Origin of the sequence: Dactylosporangium sp. NPDC049525 (genome assembly GCF_040676755.1) — a bacterium.
In the GTDB taxonomy this organism is placed as follows: Bacteria; Actinomycetota; Actinomycetes; order Mycobacteriales; family Micromonosporaceae; genus Dactylosporangium.
In genome coordinates this window covers 119,695-132,549 of sequence record NZ_JBFAPO010000028.1, presented here as the reverse complement: position 1 = coordinate 132,549, position 12,855 = coordinate 119,695, and the positions used below count along the sequence as shown (strand labels likewise).

Here is a 12,855-nt window from a genome sequence, read left to right as displayed (position 1 = left end):
GGGTACGCCCCCCCCAACAGGTACCCAACAGGGCTGCAGCGTTGGGTATCTGTTGGGTGGGGCGGCCCCACCACCGTTGCCATGTTGGGCGCTGTTGACGCTCTGGGCCCCGATTGCCGTCGTTCGCGGCACGATGTTGGGCCATTAGGGGTGTCTCAGTTGGTGAAGTTGTGGCCTCGGCCATGATCTTGTGTTCGTGGCGGATGTTGTCGAGGACATGATCCAAACCTGGGCGCCGGAAGACTTGTGGGCGGTTGCGCAGCCGTTGATTCCGATTGCTGCGAAACGGCCTCAGGGTGGCGGGAAGCGACCCCGGGCGGATGACCGGGCGGTCCTCGCGGCGATCGCGTACATGGTGCAGGCTGGTTGTTCGTGGCGGAAGCTGCCCGCGGTGTTCTTCGGGGTGTCCCGGCCGACGGTGCATCGCCGGTTCACCGAGTGGACCCGGTACGGGTTGTGGGAACAGATCCACCACGAACTGCTGCACCGGCTCCACGTGGCTGGTGGGATCGGCTGGTCGCGGACGATCGTCGACTCGATCAGTGTCCGGGCCTTGATAAGGGGATCCGCTGACGGTGGCAGCGAGACGCTGATTCCCTTGTCAGTCAACGAGATCCGACGGTTGTTCAATCGGATCACGGCCCCGATCGCTCGCGTCGTCGCACACATCGTGCACTGGTCGCGATGGCGGCGAACGAGCCAGACACGTGCCCGGATCAGCCACTACAAGAGACGCGGACAACATCACAACCTGTCGTTGCAGTACTAATACTCCAGCCGCATTTCAGGGTCTGACGTTTTTGCTGGTGAGGGCCATGCTAGCGCACCCCTCTGGGCTGAGGATGTCCAACTGATCGTCCTATGTAGACTGTCGCGTCGTGTCGATCACCGCGGTTCCGGGTTGGCTGTCCGGCTTCGAGGATTTGATGGCGGAGCTCGCCCCGCGGTTCGGTCGGGTGGAACCGCGCCGGCAGGCGCGCAGCTATCTGCTCGGGCTGCTGTCGCCGCTGGCGGACAAGAATGGCTGGACCCTCGCGGAGGCGGCGGGCGACCGGACGCCGGACAAGATGCAGCGGTTGCTGAACGCGGCCTGCTGAGATGCCGATGCGGTCCGCAACGACCTGCACGGCTATGTCGCCGCGCAGGTCGGCGATCCGGCGGGGTGCTCATCGTCGATGAGACAGGGTTCCTGAAGAAGGGCATCAAGTCCGCCGGGGTCCAGCGGCAGTATTCCGGCACCGCCGGCAGGATCGAGAACTGCCAGCTGGGCGTATTCCTGGCCTACTCCAGTCCGCGTGGGCGGGTGCTGCTGGACCGGGAGTTGTATCTGCCCCGGACCTGGTGCGACGACCTGCCACGACGGCGGGAGGCCGGCATCGACGACGAGGTCCGCTTCGCGACCAAGCCGGCGCTGGGCCTGCGGATGCTCGCCCGCACGCTCGACGCCGGCCTGCCTGCGAAGTGGGTCACCGCCGACGAGGCATACGGCAAGGACAGCAAGTTCCGGCTCTGGCTGCAGCAGCGACACATCAGTTACGTCCTGGCCGTGGCCAGCAACCAGAAGGCCCCGACCGAACGCGGCAATGCCCGCGCAGATGTCCTGGCCGCAGCCGCGCCCGACCTGGCGTGGAAGCGACGCAGCTGCGGTGACGGGGTGAAAGGCCCACGGGTCTACGACCGGGCGGTCGCCACACTGCCGGACACCGGCACCGCCGAACACGACCACACCCGCTGGCTGCTGGTCCGCCGCAGCATCGCCAAGCCCACCGAACGGGCCTACTACCTGTGCTACGGCCCAGCCGACACCGACGACGAGGACCTGATCCGGGTTGCCGGGACCCGCTGGGCGATCGAGGAATGCTTCCAGACATCGAAGAACGAGACCGGTCTGGACCACTATCAGGTCCGCCGCTACGACGCCTGGTACCGCACATAACTCTCGTTATGGTGGCCCACGCGTTCCTCGCCATCACCGCCGCACAAGCCGAAAAGGGGGCAGCGAACCAGAACGGGACGGCCTCATCCGCCTCACCCTCGGCGAGGTCCGACGTCTCCTGGCACACCTGATCACGATCGTCCGGCCCGTTGATCATATCGATCGATGGTCACGATGGCGCCGCCGCCACCAATTCAGAGCCAAGACCAGCCACTACCAGCGAAGACCCGGTCTACTTGAAGTGCGGCTGGAGTACTAAGGGTGCCTTCGCGCCTACCGAGGCAACACCCATCGGACCAGGACCGCACCACCCTGACACACATCACGACAGCAGCGGGCATCACAGCGGCGCACTCCCGCCGCGGGCCGGATCGGCAAGCCAGCCACGCGCCCATCGCATCCACTGGCACGGATACGGGGACCAACCGCGCCCACGTGCTCAGGCAGCCCTCGCACATGCCGTCACGCTCGACGTGGACGGCGACGACCGTACGGGCCTCATCGGCCAGGTCCGACAGATCCGTCAGTTCCGGCGGTCTGATGTGGGTCATCGTTGCAACTCCTCCTGACGGCCGGGTGTGCCGTCGCTCAGGCGCGACGCCTCGGCCATGCCGCGTTCGGTGACCTCGAACCGTCGGTAGCTGCGCGACTCCTGGATAGTGCTGGTGGCGCGGACCAGCCCGGCCGCTCGCAGCGCATAGAGGTCGGCCAGCGGGTACGGGCGCTGACCGACCCACGTGTGTGCTTTGACGTAGGTGTTGCACGGGCCGGTCATCGCCAGCAGCAGCTCAGCCTGTGGGCCGGTGAGGCTCAGCCGGTGCCGGTGCCGGTGCCGGTGCCGGTGGGCGGCGTGCGCGCAGCGATTGCGATGGGCCGGTTAGGGGCGGGGTTGTCGTGTATCACGGTGCTGACGGTCCGGGTTCGGTTGCGGTGAGTTCCCAGCGTCGTTGTGCGCCTTGTGATCGAATTGGTGTGCCGGATTCCACCAGGAGTTTGTGTGCCAGGCCGTAGGAGATTCCGAGGTCCTCGGCGATGTCGCGGATCGATGCCCTGCTGCCGGTGTAGCGACTGACCACCTCGCTGGCCATCTGCCGGCGTTTCGCCTCCGACAACAGCATCCGCTCGCCGCGATGTCGTGGTTCGCGCCACATCGGCCATAGGCGTGGCCCTCCGTCGGGCAGGTCGATCGGGTCACCGAGATCGGAGTAGCGGTGCCGCAGGTAGAAGTCGCGGCTGGGCAGACTGGACGCCTCCAGGTAGGCGGGTATGCCGTCCTTGTCCAACCGCTGGTGACTCCAGTGCATCAGGGCGGTGCCGAGGCCGAAGGTCTGGTGGTCGGGGTGTACGGCCAGGAACGCCAGGTGGTGATGCACCGCTGACGGATGACGTGCCTCGAACGCGGCGTCCAGGGCTTTGAACTGGGCGGTGTACGGACCGCAGGCCAGCCACTGTCGCCGTTCGTAGTCCTCGATCTCCGGCAGTGGGGTGTCGAGGGGGAACCACACCGCTGTCCCACATCGATCCTGGGTCACCAGCAGGTATCCGTGCTGGATGGCGTGATCGACGAAGATCCGGAAGTTGGCGTACAGCACCCGCTCCCGCTCGACCGGGTCGGGCACCAGCCAGGCGGCCACGTCCAGGCTGTGAAATGCGGTGGCAATCAGGGCTGTGGCACGGTGCGCGTCGCCGCGCCGTGCCCTGACGATGAACGCTGGGGTGGTCATCGGGTCGGCCGCCCGATGATCGCGGGGCTGATGGGGGTGGTGTCGGTTCCGGGCCGCTCACCCGGCAGGGTCAACCCGAGCCCGGACGTGGCCGCCTTGGCGCCCAGACCGATGTTGGCGTACACGTGCGGGCGGACGATCTTCAGGATCAGCGCCCAGCCGACCCCGAGGACCGCGACGGCCAGGTACGTCGCCGGGATGGCCCAGCGCAGCGTGGAGTCGGGGGCGACGCCGAGCAGGACGTCGAAGTTTGCCGACGCCAGATATGCGATGACCGCCAGTGCAGCCGCCGCGAGCAGCGGGGCGATCAGCCGTCGCCAGACGGACTCCAGCGCCCGCTGCCGGGAGAAGTACGTGACCACGGCGATCGAGGTGGCTGTCACCAGCACCAGCACCCCGTACCCGCCGCTGGTGCCGGCGGTGAAGAACAGGTGCACGAGCGGGTCCCAGCCGGCCACCGCGTACAGCACGATGACGACCAGCCCGACCAGGCTCTGCAGCAGCGACCCGATCTTCGGCGCTCCGGAGCGGGAGGTGCTGCCCAGCCAGGCCGGCAGCACCTGTTCCCGGCCGAGCGCGAACGTGTAGCGGGCGATCAGGTTGTGGAACGAGATCATCGCTGCTATCAGGGAGGTCAGGAACAGTGCGTGGCCGATGTCGGCCGCCGGCCCGCCGAGCTGCGCGGCGGCCAGGTTGAACACCACCTCTGGACCCTGTTCCTGGGAGGCGGCCACGATCCGTTCTGGGCCGACGGCGACTGTCATCGCCCATGCCGAACAGGCGTACAGGGCGGCGATGAGTGCCACTGACGTGTACGTCGCCACTCGCACCGTCCGGCGGGCGTCCTTGGACTCCTCCGCGTACACCACCGCCGACTCGAACCCGACGAAGCCGAGCACGGCCATGGACAGCGCCGCACCCACCCCCGCAGCTGTCAGGTTGCTCGGTGCGAGGGTGTCGAAGCTGACCGCCCCGCCCGCCGGGTGGAGCAGGTTGGCGGCGTTGAACACGAGCATGACGGCGATCTCGGCGAGCAGCAGGACGGCCAGGACGGTGCCGTTCACGTCGACACGCAGCACGCCGAGGACGGCGACCAGCGTCCAGACCACAAGGGCGATCACCCACCATGCGATGTTGACGCCGAACCAGGCGCTGAACAGCGGTTTCGCGGCGGCGCCGATTGCCCCGTACAGCGCCACCTGCAACGCGTTGTAGGCGACCAGCGCCACCCACGCCGCTCCGACACCGAACGGGCGACCCAACCCCTGGGTGATGTAGGCGTAGAACGCGCCCGCATTCGCCACGTGCCGGGCCATCGCCACATACCCGACCGAGAACACCGCCAGGACCACCCCGACGACCAAGAACGCCAGCGGAATGCCGGTCACCCCGGTCACCGCGAAACCGGTCGTGACCAGGCCCGCCACCACCGTCAACGGCGCAGCCGCCGACATCACGAAGAACACCACCGACGGCACACCCAGCCGATTACGGGCCAGGGTCCGGGCAACCACATCGGATCGAGAGAACACGCCAGTCCGAGACATCACAACACTCCGCAAATCGATGGACAACAACGGAAATCGGAGGAAACGCTAGGAACCGCAAGGAAGCCACGAAACGACCAAGCACCGGGCAGGCGGCAGCCAGCACGCTCGGGTACGCGCGGATAAGACCGGTCGGTCAACGAGGGGCGAGAACGGCGTCACCCACAGCGGCCTCGACAAACGCCAGCAGGTGCAACAGCGACTGGTCCAGCCGCGCCACCTCGGCCGACAACCGGGCCACTCCGACCTCGCGGTGCTCCGGTTGCCACAACACCGCACCGATCAAGCCGGTGACCGAGACCAGGCCAGCCAACACGACATCCGGCACGTCGATCGGCTCCAGTGAGATCAGCCGCCCGGCCAGCCGGATCGGTCGCCACGCAACCGCATTGACGTCCGCCGGTAGCCACGACACCCGGACACGACCCAACCGGCGGCGCTCCACACGCCGCCATACCCCAGCCCGCGCCAACCGCTGCCCTACCGCATCCGTTGCGGTCTCAGCCAAGTACGCCAGCCAGGTCCGCACCTCACGGTGCTGCGGCTGGGTCAGCAACTGCGTCAACGTCTCATGCGCCAACGGATCTGCAGGCGGATCGCGGCGCACCACATAGACCTCACCGTCGTCGATGACGATCCGGCCGAACAGCACCAGCTCGCCCAGCAGCGCGCCCGCCAGCCCCAGCCCCAGCGCCCGAGGATGCAGTAGCGGCCGCCCGTTCCAGTCCTCGCGGGCGATGCAGAAGTACTCATCGGCCAGCAGCACCCTCGTGCCTCCCCTCGGATGACAAGGACCGGACACGGGCCGCATCCGTAGGTTCGGTACGCGGGTCCGGGTCCGGCAGGTTTCCTCTGAACCGGATGGCGAGGAGCTCGGCGTAGTGCAGCGCCGCGGCGGCAAGCGCCCGCGCTCCGGCGACCGCAGCTTGTGGGGAGGCGCCGGCACCCGGCTGGAAGATGATGAGGCTGTCCCTGTCGTAGACGGTGAGGACCAGCTCGCCGTCGTCTTCGACCTCGGGGGTGGCCTTCAGGTCCCGCAGGTCGATGTCGACGAGAACGGTCGGCTCGTATGCGCCGCGCGCCGCGGCGGGTTCGTTTTGCAGGTCCTCGGGGCGGAGGCGGATCCACGCCGGCGTGCCAAGGACGGTCGGCTGCTGCGGGGCGCTCACCACGGCGTGCCTGCCCTGGCCGCCGCGAAGCCGGCACGGACCACCACGAGCACGTAGGCGCGAGCAAGCCGCCAAGACTGGCACGGGTGCGGCTCGCCGCATGCAGCACAGTTGGTTCCACCGAGGATCAGGCTGTGCGTGTGACGCTCCTGCACTGCTGCATCGAGGTTCGTGAAGGACACCGCCAGTCCCTTCCGCAGGGTGGAGTGAGGGCAGCGGCCGAGCTGTGATCCGCTCTCGCAGCAGGGTGGCGCATCGACCGCTGCCCTCAGCTTTGGGGGGCGCGGCAGTGTGTTCAGCAGGCTACGAACTACTCGGCTGAGCGTCGCACCGCTGAACCTGTCACCGCCGCGTTCCGGTTTGCTCGCCCGGGGAACAACGCCCCGGACGTGCTGGTCACGCTATGGCGGTCAACGGATCGGTCTCAACGAGTGTGCTCGAAGTTGCTCCAAGCGCAGTTAGGCGTCGAGGGCCGCGATCGCCGCGATGATCAACGCGCGGGCCTGCGCGCCGTACACCGCGACCGCGGCCTGCTCGGCGAACACCCCGCCGTACATGGCCACCTCGGTCGGCTGCGTGATCGTCAGGTAGCCGGAGACCAGCTCGACGGCGACCTGCTCGTCGTCGAACATCCAGAAGCTCTCGATCGGCCAGGTCGTGCTGCGGTCTGCTGTTGCTGGAATGATCCCGAGCGACACCGACGGCAGGGAGCTGACCGCGAGCAGGTGACCGAGCTGGCCCGACATCGTCTCCGCGCCGCCGATCCGGGATCGGAGGACGCTCTCCTCGAGCACGATTGCGAAACGGTGGTCACCTTCGTAGATGACGCGTTGCCGGAGCTCGCGTACCGCGGTGGCTTCGTTGACATCGTCGGGCAAGTTGCGCCGGACCATGATTCCGGACAGGACCGCAGTGATGTACGGCCCGGTCTGAACGGGCCCTGGTACGACAAACGAGGAGTAGATCCGGAAGTTCCTGGTCCGTTCCCACAGTGGTGCGACGGACTCCTGGGCAAGGCGCAGACCCGTGCGTTCCAGCCGGCGCCATTCGATGAACATACCCTCGACGGCGCGGAGCGACGCGATGAGCTCGCTGATCTGTTCGGGGGCGTTGCAGTGCTCGCACCACGTTCGCAGGTCCTGCACGGTCGGGTTGGTCGTTCCGTGCTCGATCTTGCTGACCTTCGATGGGTGCCAGCCTGCGAGGTGTCCGAGGCGCCGCGCCGTGAGACCCGCTTCGGTGCGGATCTCACGGAGCCGGCCGCCGAGGGCCTGTTTGGCCTGCTGGACGCTGGAGGATCTGGTGGGCACGGGACGCTCTCGGTCTGGCTCGGGCTGTCAGTCAGGCGGGAGTATAGGCGTCGTGCGGGATTGCCCGTTCCCACACTGCGTGGAACGCCGCATCGCACAGTTTGGCGAGTGCGGGGTCTTCGGTCACTTCGGAACCGGTCCAGTTGCCGTCGCCGGCGAAGTGGTTGAGCATGACGACCCGCTCGTCGAACAGCCAGAAGTCGTTACCTGGCAGCGCCAGGTCGGATGCTTGCCTGCGCGGGAGCCAGCGCACCTGCTCGCCGGCGGCAATGTTCGCGAAGGTCCAGTCGTACTCGCAGCGGATGTAGTCGCTGATCGGCTCGGAGATGATCCGTGTTCGGCGGATGCCGACGCCTCGCGCTGCGGTGTCTGCGGTCAGCTGCCACCATGCGTCCCACCAGGAGTCGCGATCCGCTGGGTTGGGGCGTTCGCCGGCGAGCCAGGCTTGGAAGAGGGGGTCGTCGCGCATGTAGCCGTCACGGAGTTCGAGGTGGAGCGCTGACCGTTCGCAACTGCGGAGAAGGTCCTCAAGTGTTGGGTCCTTCGCCAACGTTCACCTCCGGGAAGAACTGCATCATGCGGCGGGGTAGCTCGATGACCGTTTCGTGGTCGGGTAGGTCCAGTTGGGCAAGCCGCTCGGGCTCGGTGACCTTCCACGACTGGACGATGTAGGTGTCCCGTTCGTCGTCGTAGTAGACGGTCGGTGACTGCCCCTGCATGCTTTCGGGGTCCTTGCCGAGAAACACTAGTGCCATCGTGGCCTCCTTCGCGCGGATCGTGCTCTGGTGTGCTTGGTCGAGTCTTGTCGACGACCGCCAACATCACAAGAAGGAGTGGCCACGTTGCGGCGAGTTAGCGCCTGATGTGCGCTGCCACCAAACCTCAACTTCGAACCTCAACCGTCGCCGGCCGACCCTTCGCCTCGATGACGTAGCTGCGGCCCTCCTTCGCATTCCTGGCCAGCGTGGGACCTCGATGGGCCAAAGAACATCGAGCACTGCACGGCCGTACGGTTCATGCGCCGAAGGCACTCCTGATTTCGCCTGGAAGAGGCAATCCCGTAGTTGCGGGCTTGCCGGCGATCCCCGGCCATCAAGCGAATCGCCCACGGAGACACCGCCAGCACGAGCGACCACTGCCTGACCCTGCGCCGACCCTGCGCCGACCACCGAACAGAGGACACCGATGACTGTCGTTGATGCCGGTCTGCACACCTGCCTGCGGACCCTGAAGATGTCCGGGATGCTCGAGACCCTCGACGCCCGCCTCGCCCAAGCCGCAACGGTGAACTCGGGCATCCGGAGTTCCTGTAGATGCTCTGCCACGAGGAGTTCACCCGCCGGGAGAACACCGCCATGCACCGGCGGGTCCGCCGGGCCCGGTTCGAGCAACTGTCCACACTGGAGGAATTCGAGTTTGGTGCCGCACCGAAACTCCCCGCCGCGCAGATCCGCGACCTCGCAGCGCTGCGCTGGCTGCACGCCGGCGAATCCGTCATCCTCTACGGCCCGGTCGGCGTCGGCAAAGCCACATCGCCCAAGCCCTCGGCCTACTCGCGATCCGGCAACAAGCCGAGGTCCGATTCACCAAAACCAGCCGCGCCCTGGCCGACCTCGCCGGCGGGCACGCCGACCGGACCTGGGCCCGGCGCCTCGCCGAACTCGTCCGCCCAGCCCTGCTCGTCCTCGACGACTTTGCCATGCGCGAACTCACCCCTCAACAAGCCGACGACCTCTACGAACTGCTATCAGAACGCGCCCACAACGGCCGCAGCGCCATCATCACCGCCAACCGCGCACCCCAGGACTGGTACCCGCTCTTCCCCGACCCCGTCGTCGCCGAATCACTCCTCGACCGGGTGATCAACAACAGCCACCAAGTCTTCATGAACGGACCCGGCTACCGACCCAAGCGTCCCAAAGGGGCCGCCAGCGGTCCCCGCACCAGCAACGAGTAGAAATACCTCGAGGGCCAACCCTGGGGAATTACGTAGTCAAACAGCCTGGGGGAATAACGAGATCGTCGACAAAGGTCAGCTGGGCCGGTATTGCCCATGGGGCACGGCGCGCTCCCACACTGCGTCGAACGCTGACGCGCACACCTTGACCACACCTGGGTCGGTGGTCATCTCGTGGCCTGTCGACCTTCCGTCTCCGTCGAAATGGCCGACGCGGACGAGGGTGTCGTCGAACAGCCAGAAGTCGTTGCCGGGCAGGGCGATGTCCGTTGCCTGCCGTCGCGGGAGCCACCTGATGTCTTCGCCGGCGGCGACGTTGGTGAACGTGCCGTCGTACTCGAACTGGATGTATTCGCTGACCGGTTCGGACACGATCCGGGCCCGGCGTACGGCGACGCCCCGGCCGGTCGTTTCGGCGATCAGGTCACACCACGGTCTCCACCAGGAGTCCCTGTCGGCTGGGTCGTCGCGGTGGCCGGCCTGCCAGGCGGTGAACATCGGGTCGGTGCGGTCGTATTGGTCGCGGGTCTCGAGGTGCAGCGCTGTCCGCTCGCAGGTACGCAGCAGGTCCTCAATGGTCGGGACTGCCACCGTTCACCTCCGGAAGAACTGGATCATGCGCACGGGAAACTCGATCACGGCCTCATGGTCAGGCAGGTCGAGCTGCGCCAGCCGTCCGGGGTCGGTGACCTTCCACCCCTGGAGAATGAGGTTGCCGGTCTCCTCGTCGAGGTAGGCGGTCGGCGTCGCGGGCGCTGTCCAGGATGATCAGCACCCGCTTGCCGGCCAGGCTGCTGCGGAACCTGCCGGCCCGCTCGTCCAGCCCGGCCGGGACCTGGTCGCTGGGCACCCTGAACGCGTGCAGAAAGCCGCGCAGCGCCTCCGCCGGGTCCGTGACCGCGCCACGGTGATCGAAGCCGCGCAGGTTGACGTACAGCTGACCGTCGGGGTACCGGTCGGCGACGCGGTGCGCCCAGTGCACGGCGAGGCTGGTCTTGCCGACGCCGGGCGGCCCGGACACGGCACACACGACCGTGCTCCGGGCCGCGACGGCGCCCTGCACCAGCGCGTCGAGCCGGACGAGGCTGTCGGCGTGGCCGGCGAACCCGCGCACCGCCAGCGGCAGCTGGGCCGGCACCACGGCGGCGTGCGGCGTTCCCGGGTCTCCGCGCAGGATGGCCGCCTCGAGGTCGCGGATGCCCTGCCCCGGGTCGAGGCCCAGATCGCCGGCGAGTGCCTGCCGCAGCCGCTGATACGCCGCGAGGGCGTCGGCGGGCCGCCCGGACCGGTAGAGCGCGGTCATCAGGTGCGCGTGCAACCCTTCGTCGAGCGGGTGGTCGCGCGCGAGCCGCTCGAGGTCCGGCACGAGCTGGGCGTGCTCGCCCAGCTGAAACCGGGTCTCGACCAGCGCCGACTGGGCGTGCAGCCGCAGCACCTCGAGCCGCTCGGCCTCGACGTCCAGCTGGGCCAGGCCCGCGACGTCGGCGAGCGCCCTGCCCCGCCACAGCGCGAGGGCGGCGCGCAGGCACCGCACCCGCTCGGCCGGCTCGGCCGCCTCGGTCCCTTGTCGGATCAGGCGCTCGGCGACCGTGACGTCGGTGGCGTCGTCGTCGAGGGCGAGCAGGTATCCGGGTGGGCGCGCCACGATCGTGTCCCGGCCGCCGAGCACCTGCCGCAGGTATGACACGTGCCGCTGCAACGTGTTGACCGCCGTGGCCGGCGGGTCCTCGCCCCACACGGTGCCGATCAGCCGGTCGGTGCTGACCACCGCGCCCCGGCCCACCGCCAGCGTCGCGAGCACCGCCTTGCGCCGCAGGCCCGGCACCTCCCGGAGCGCCCCGTCGCGTGTTACGTCGACCGGTCCCAGGAGCCTGACCTGCATGCTTTCCCCCATACCCGGCCGACGACTGGTCAGGGTATCGGCCGGCCCCGAGGGTGCCGGTCGGTGACCTGACACCCCTGGGCTGATTCCGGTCAGGCCGCGGCCGTGACTCAAGGGATGAAGGCGACCTCCGGGAAGGCCGGGCTGGGACGGTCCAACAGGTGTCCACGGTGCCGCAGGTGCAGATCGAAGAACGCCAGTGGGTGCGCCTGCTGGATGCGCACCGCACGGACCGGGTCGAGGGTACCGATCCAACCGGCGAGCTCCTCGTCGCTCATGCCGACGATCCGGGCGATCTGGGGCATCAGGGTCTGGTAGTCGCTGTAGGAGGTGTGGACCGCACCGGCGGCCTGGATGTTGCGCCGCCATCCGCGCAGGTGCGACCAGAACTCCGCGACGCTGGGCTCGGCAGCCCTGGTGAAAATGGCGGTCATCATCAGGTACGGGCGGTCCAGGTCGGTGGTGATCGTCGGCTGCATCGGGCCCTCGATGCCGAGTCCCGCCCTGACCCGCCGGTCGGCGTTCATGACCAGCGCGGTCGCGGTCGCGCCCTTCGACCAGCCGAACATGCCGATGCGATGCAGGTCGAGCGCGCCGCAGAGGCCGGCCGGCAGCGGACGGTGCCCGGCGTCCGGGTTGACCCCGGCGGCGAGGTACGCGATGCGGTCGAGGACGAACCGGATGTCGTCGGCGAAGTCCGCAGGCTCCAGCGGGAGGTCCGGGACGATGATGCGGCCGTCGGGGAACTCGCTGAACGCGTCGCCCGCGTGGTCCACCGTGACCACCACGTACCCGTGGCTGGCGAACTCTTGCACCACGACGGTGTTCTCGGCCCGGTGGCCGTGCGCGCCGTGCGAGAACACGACCACCGGCAGCCGCCCGGTCTGTCGCCGGACCGGGGCGCTCTCGTGCCCCGACGTCAGCGGCGCCGCGACGGCGTCCGGGTCGAAGCCGGACGAGGCCAGCAGCGTCCGCAGGAGCGCGGCCGTCATCCACGGCGCCCGTGGATGGCGGCCGACGTCCCCGGCGGGGTACCAGATGCTGGCCATCAGCTCGCGGCGCTCGCCGGACCGCGACGGGTTGACGAGGTGCAGCGGCACCGTGCCGACCGGGAACGGGCCGGTGGGTGCGGGCAGTGTCAGCCGGGGCGGACCGGCGGTGGCCGGAGCGTCGGTGGCCGGAGCCGCCCACGCAGTGTCCGCGAACCCGATCGGCACGGCGGCCGCGACGCTCAGCGCGGCCGTGATCGCTTGCCGGCGCGTCAGCCGCGCCCCATCGTTGTGTACCGCGTCCAATCCTGGCATGTGCCCTCCCGTGGTGTAGGAACTGT

Annotated in this window: 12 protein-coding genes and 2 pseudogenes; 3 read left to right on the top strand and 11 right to left on the bottom strand. The window is 68.3% G+C overall.

The features are described 5' to 3' along the window. Window positions 1–196 precede the first annotated feature (196 nt). The gene (locus tag AB0K00_RS33320; protein ID WP_363528548.1) at window positions 197–769 is read left to right on the top strand and encodes a transposase; all 573 of its coding nucleotides are present in this window, start codon (window positions 197–199) and stop codon (window positions 767–769) included. A 157-nt stretch (window positions 770–926) separates the two neighbouring features. Next, window positions 927–2,067 (top strand): annotated as a pseudogene (locus AB0K00_RS33315) (IS701 family transposase). A gap of 416 nt (window positions 2,068–2,483) precedes the next feature. On the opposite strand, the gene AB0K00_RS33310 reads toward AB0K00_RS33315, so the two are convergent. The 8 genes from AB0K00_RS33310 to AB0K00_RS33275 form a co-directional block, all read right to left on the bottom strand. Next, entirely contained in the window at window positions 2,484–2,711 is a 228-nt protein-coding gene (locus tag AB0K00_RS33310) for a hypothetical protein (RefSeq protein WP_363528545.1), read from the bottom strand. 124 nt (window positions 2,712–2,835) lie between these two features. Further along, window positions 2,836–3,570 (bottom strand): GNAT family N-acetyltransferase, encoded by a 735-nt coding sequence (locus AB0K00_RS33305; RefSeq protein ID WP_363528543.1) that lies wholly within the window; start codon window positions 3,568–3,570, stop codon window positions 2,836–2,838. A gap of 86 nt (window positions 3,571–3,656) precedes the next feature. Further along, a complete protein-coding gene (locus tag AB0K00_RS33300) occupies window positions 3,657–5,114 on the bottom strand; it encodes an APC family permease (RefSeq protein WP_363528562.1) in 1,458 nt (485 codons plus the stop codon). Between the two features lie 229 nt (window positions 5,115–5,343). Further along, a complete protein-coding gene (locus AB0K00_RS33295; RefSeq protein WP_363528540.1) occupies window positions 5,344–5,973 on the bottom strand; it encodes a GPP34 family phosphoprotein in 630 nt (209 codons plus the stop codon). Continuing rightward, complete coding sequence (locus AB0K00_RS33290) at window positions 5,957–6,376, bottom strand: hypothetical protein (protein ID WP_363528537.1); 420 nt, start codon at window positions 6,374–6,376, stop codon at window positions 5,957–5,959. Before AB0K00_RS33290 ends, AB0K00_RS33295 begins: the two co-directional genes overlap by 17 nt. Before the next feature lie 458 nt (window positions 6,377–6,834). After that, window positions 6,835–7,686, bottom strand: coding sequence for a helix-turn-helix transcriptional regulator (locus tag AB0K00_RS33285; protein ID WP_363528535.1), 852 nt, complete (start codon window positions 7,684–7,686; stop codon window positions 6,835–6,837). Between the two features lie 31 nt (window positions 7,687–7,717). Further along, window positions 7,718–8,236: a DUF6879 family protein gene (locus AB0K00_RS33280; protein WP_363528532.1), complete on the bottom strand. Its 519-nt coding sequence runs from the start codon at window positions 8,234–8,236 to the stop codon at window positions 7,718–7,720. Beyond that, window positions 8,214–8,441 carry a hypothetical protein gene (locus AB0K00_RS33275; protein WP_363528529.1) on the bottom strand — a complete coding sequence of 76 codons (228 nt, stop codon included), beginning with the start codon at window positions 8,439–8,441 and terminating at the stop codon, window positions 8,214–8,216. Before AB0K00_RS33275 ends, AB0K00_RS33280 begins: the two co-directional genes overlap by 23 nt. A gap of 558 nt (window positions 8,442–8,999) precedes the next feature. Between AB0K00_RS33275 and AB0K00_RS33270 the strand changes: the two are divergent. After that, window positions 9,000–9,643: pseudogene (locus AB0K00_RS33270) on the top strand (ATP-binding protein). 75 nt (window positions 9,644–9,718) lie between these two features. On the opposite strand, the gene AB0K00_RS33265 reads toward AB0K00_RS33270, so the two are convergent. The 3 genes from AB0K00_RS33265 to AB0K00_RS33255 form a co-directional block, all read right to left on the bottom strand. Then, entirely contained in the window at window positions 9,719–10,234 is a 516-nt protein-coding gene (locus AB0K00_RS33265) for a DUF6879 family protein (protein ID WP_363528526.1), read from the bottom strand. 58 nt (window positions 10,235–10,292) lie between these two features. Further along, a complete protein-coding gene (locus AB0K00_RS33260; protein ID WP_363528523.1) occupies window positions 10,293–11,525 on the bottom strand; it encodes a BTAD domain-containing putative transcriptional regulator in 1,233 nt (410 codons plus the stop codon). Between the two features lie 110 nt (window positions 11,526–11,635). Then, window positions 11,636–12,829 (bottom strand): acetylhydrolase, encoded by a 1,194-nt coding sequence (locus tag AB0K00_RS33255; protein ID WP_363528520.1) that lies wholly within the window; start codon window positions 12,827–12,829, stop codon window positions 11,636–11,638. Between the last annotated feature and the right edge of the window lie 26 nt (window positions 12,830–12,855).

Coding starts and splice junctions, on each gene's coding strand:
- AB0K00_RS33300 (WP_363528562.1), bottom strand. CDS start 5,114: ATGTCGGCGGCTGCGCCGTTGACGGTGGTGGCGGGCCTGGTCACGACC.
- AB0K00_RS33255 (WP_363528520.1), bottom strand. CDS start 12,829: ATGCCAGGATTGGACGCGGTACACAACGATGGGGCGCGGCTGACGCGC.
- AB0K00_RS33275 (WP_363528529.1), bottom strand. CDS start 8,441: ATGGCACTAGTGTTTCTCGGCAAGGACCCCGAAAGCATGCAGGGGCAG.
- AB0K00_RS33260 (WP_363528523.1), bottom strand. CDS start 11,525: ATGCAGGTCAGGCTCCTGGGACCGGTCGACGTAACACGCGACGGGGCG.
- AB0K00_RS33310 (WP_363528545.1), bottom strand. CDS start 2,711: ATGACCGGCCCGTGCAACACCTACGTCAAAGCACACACGTGGGTCGGT.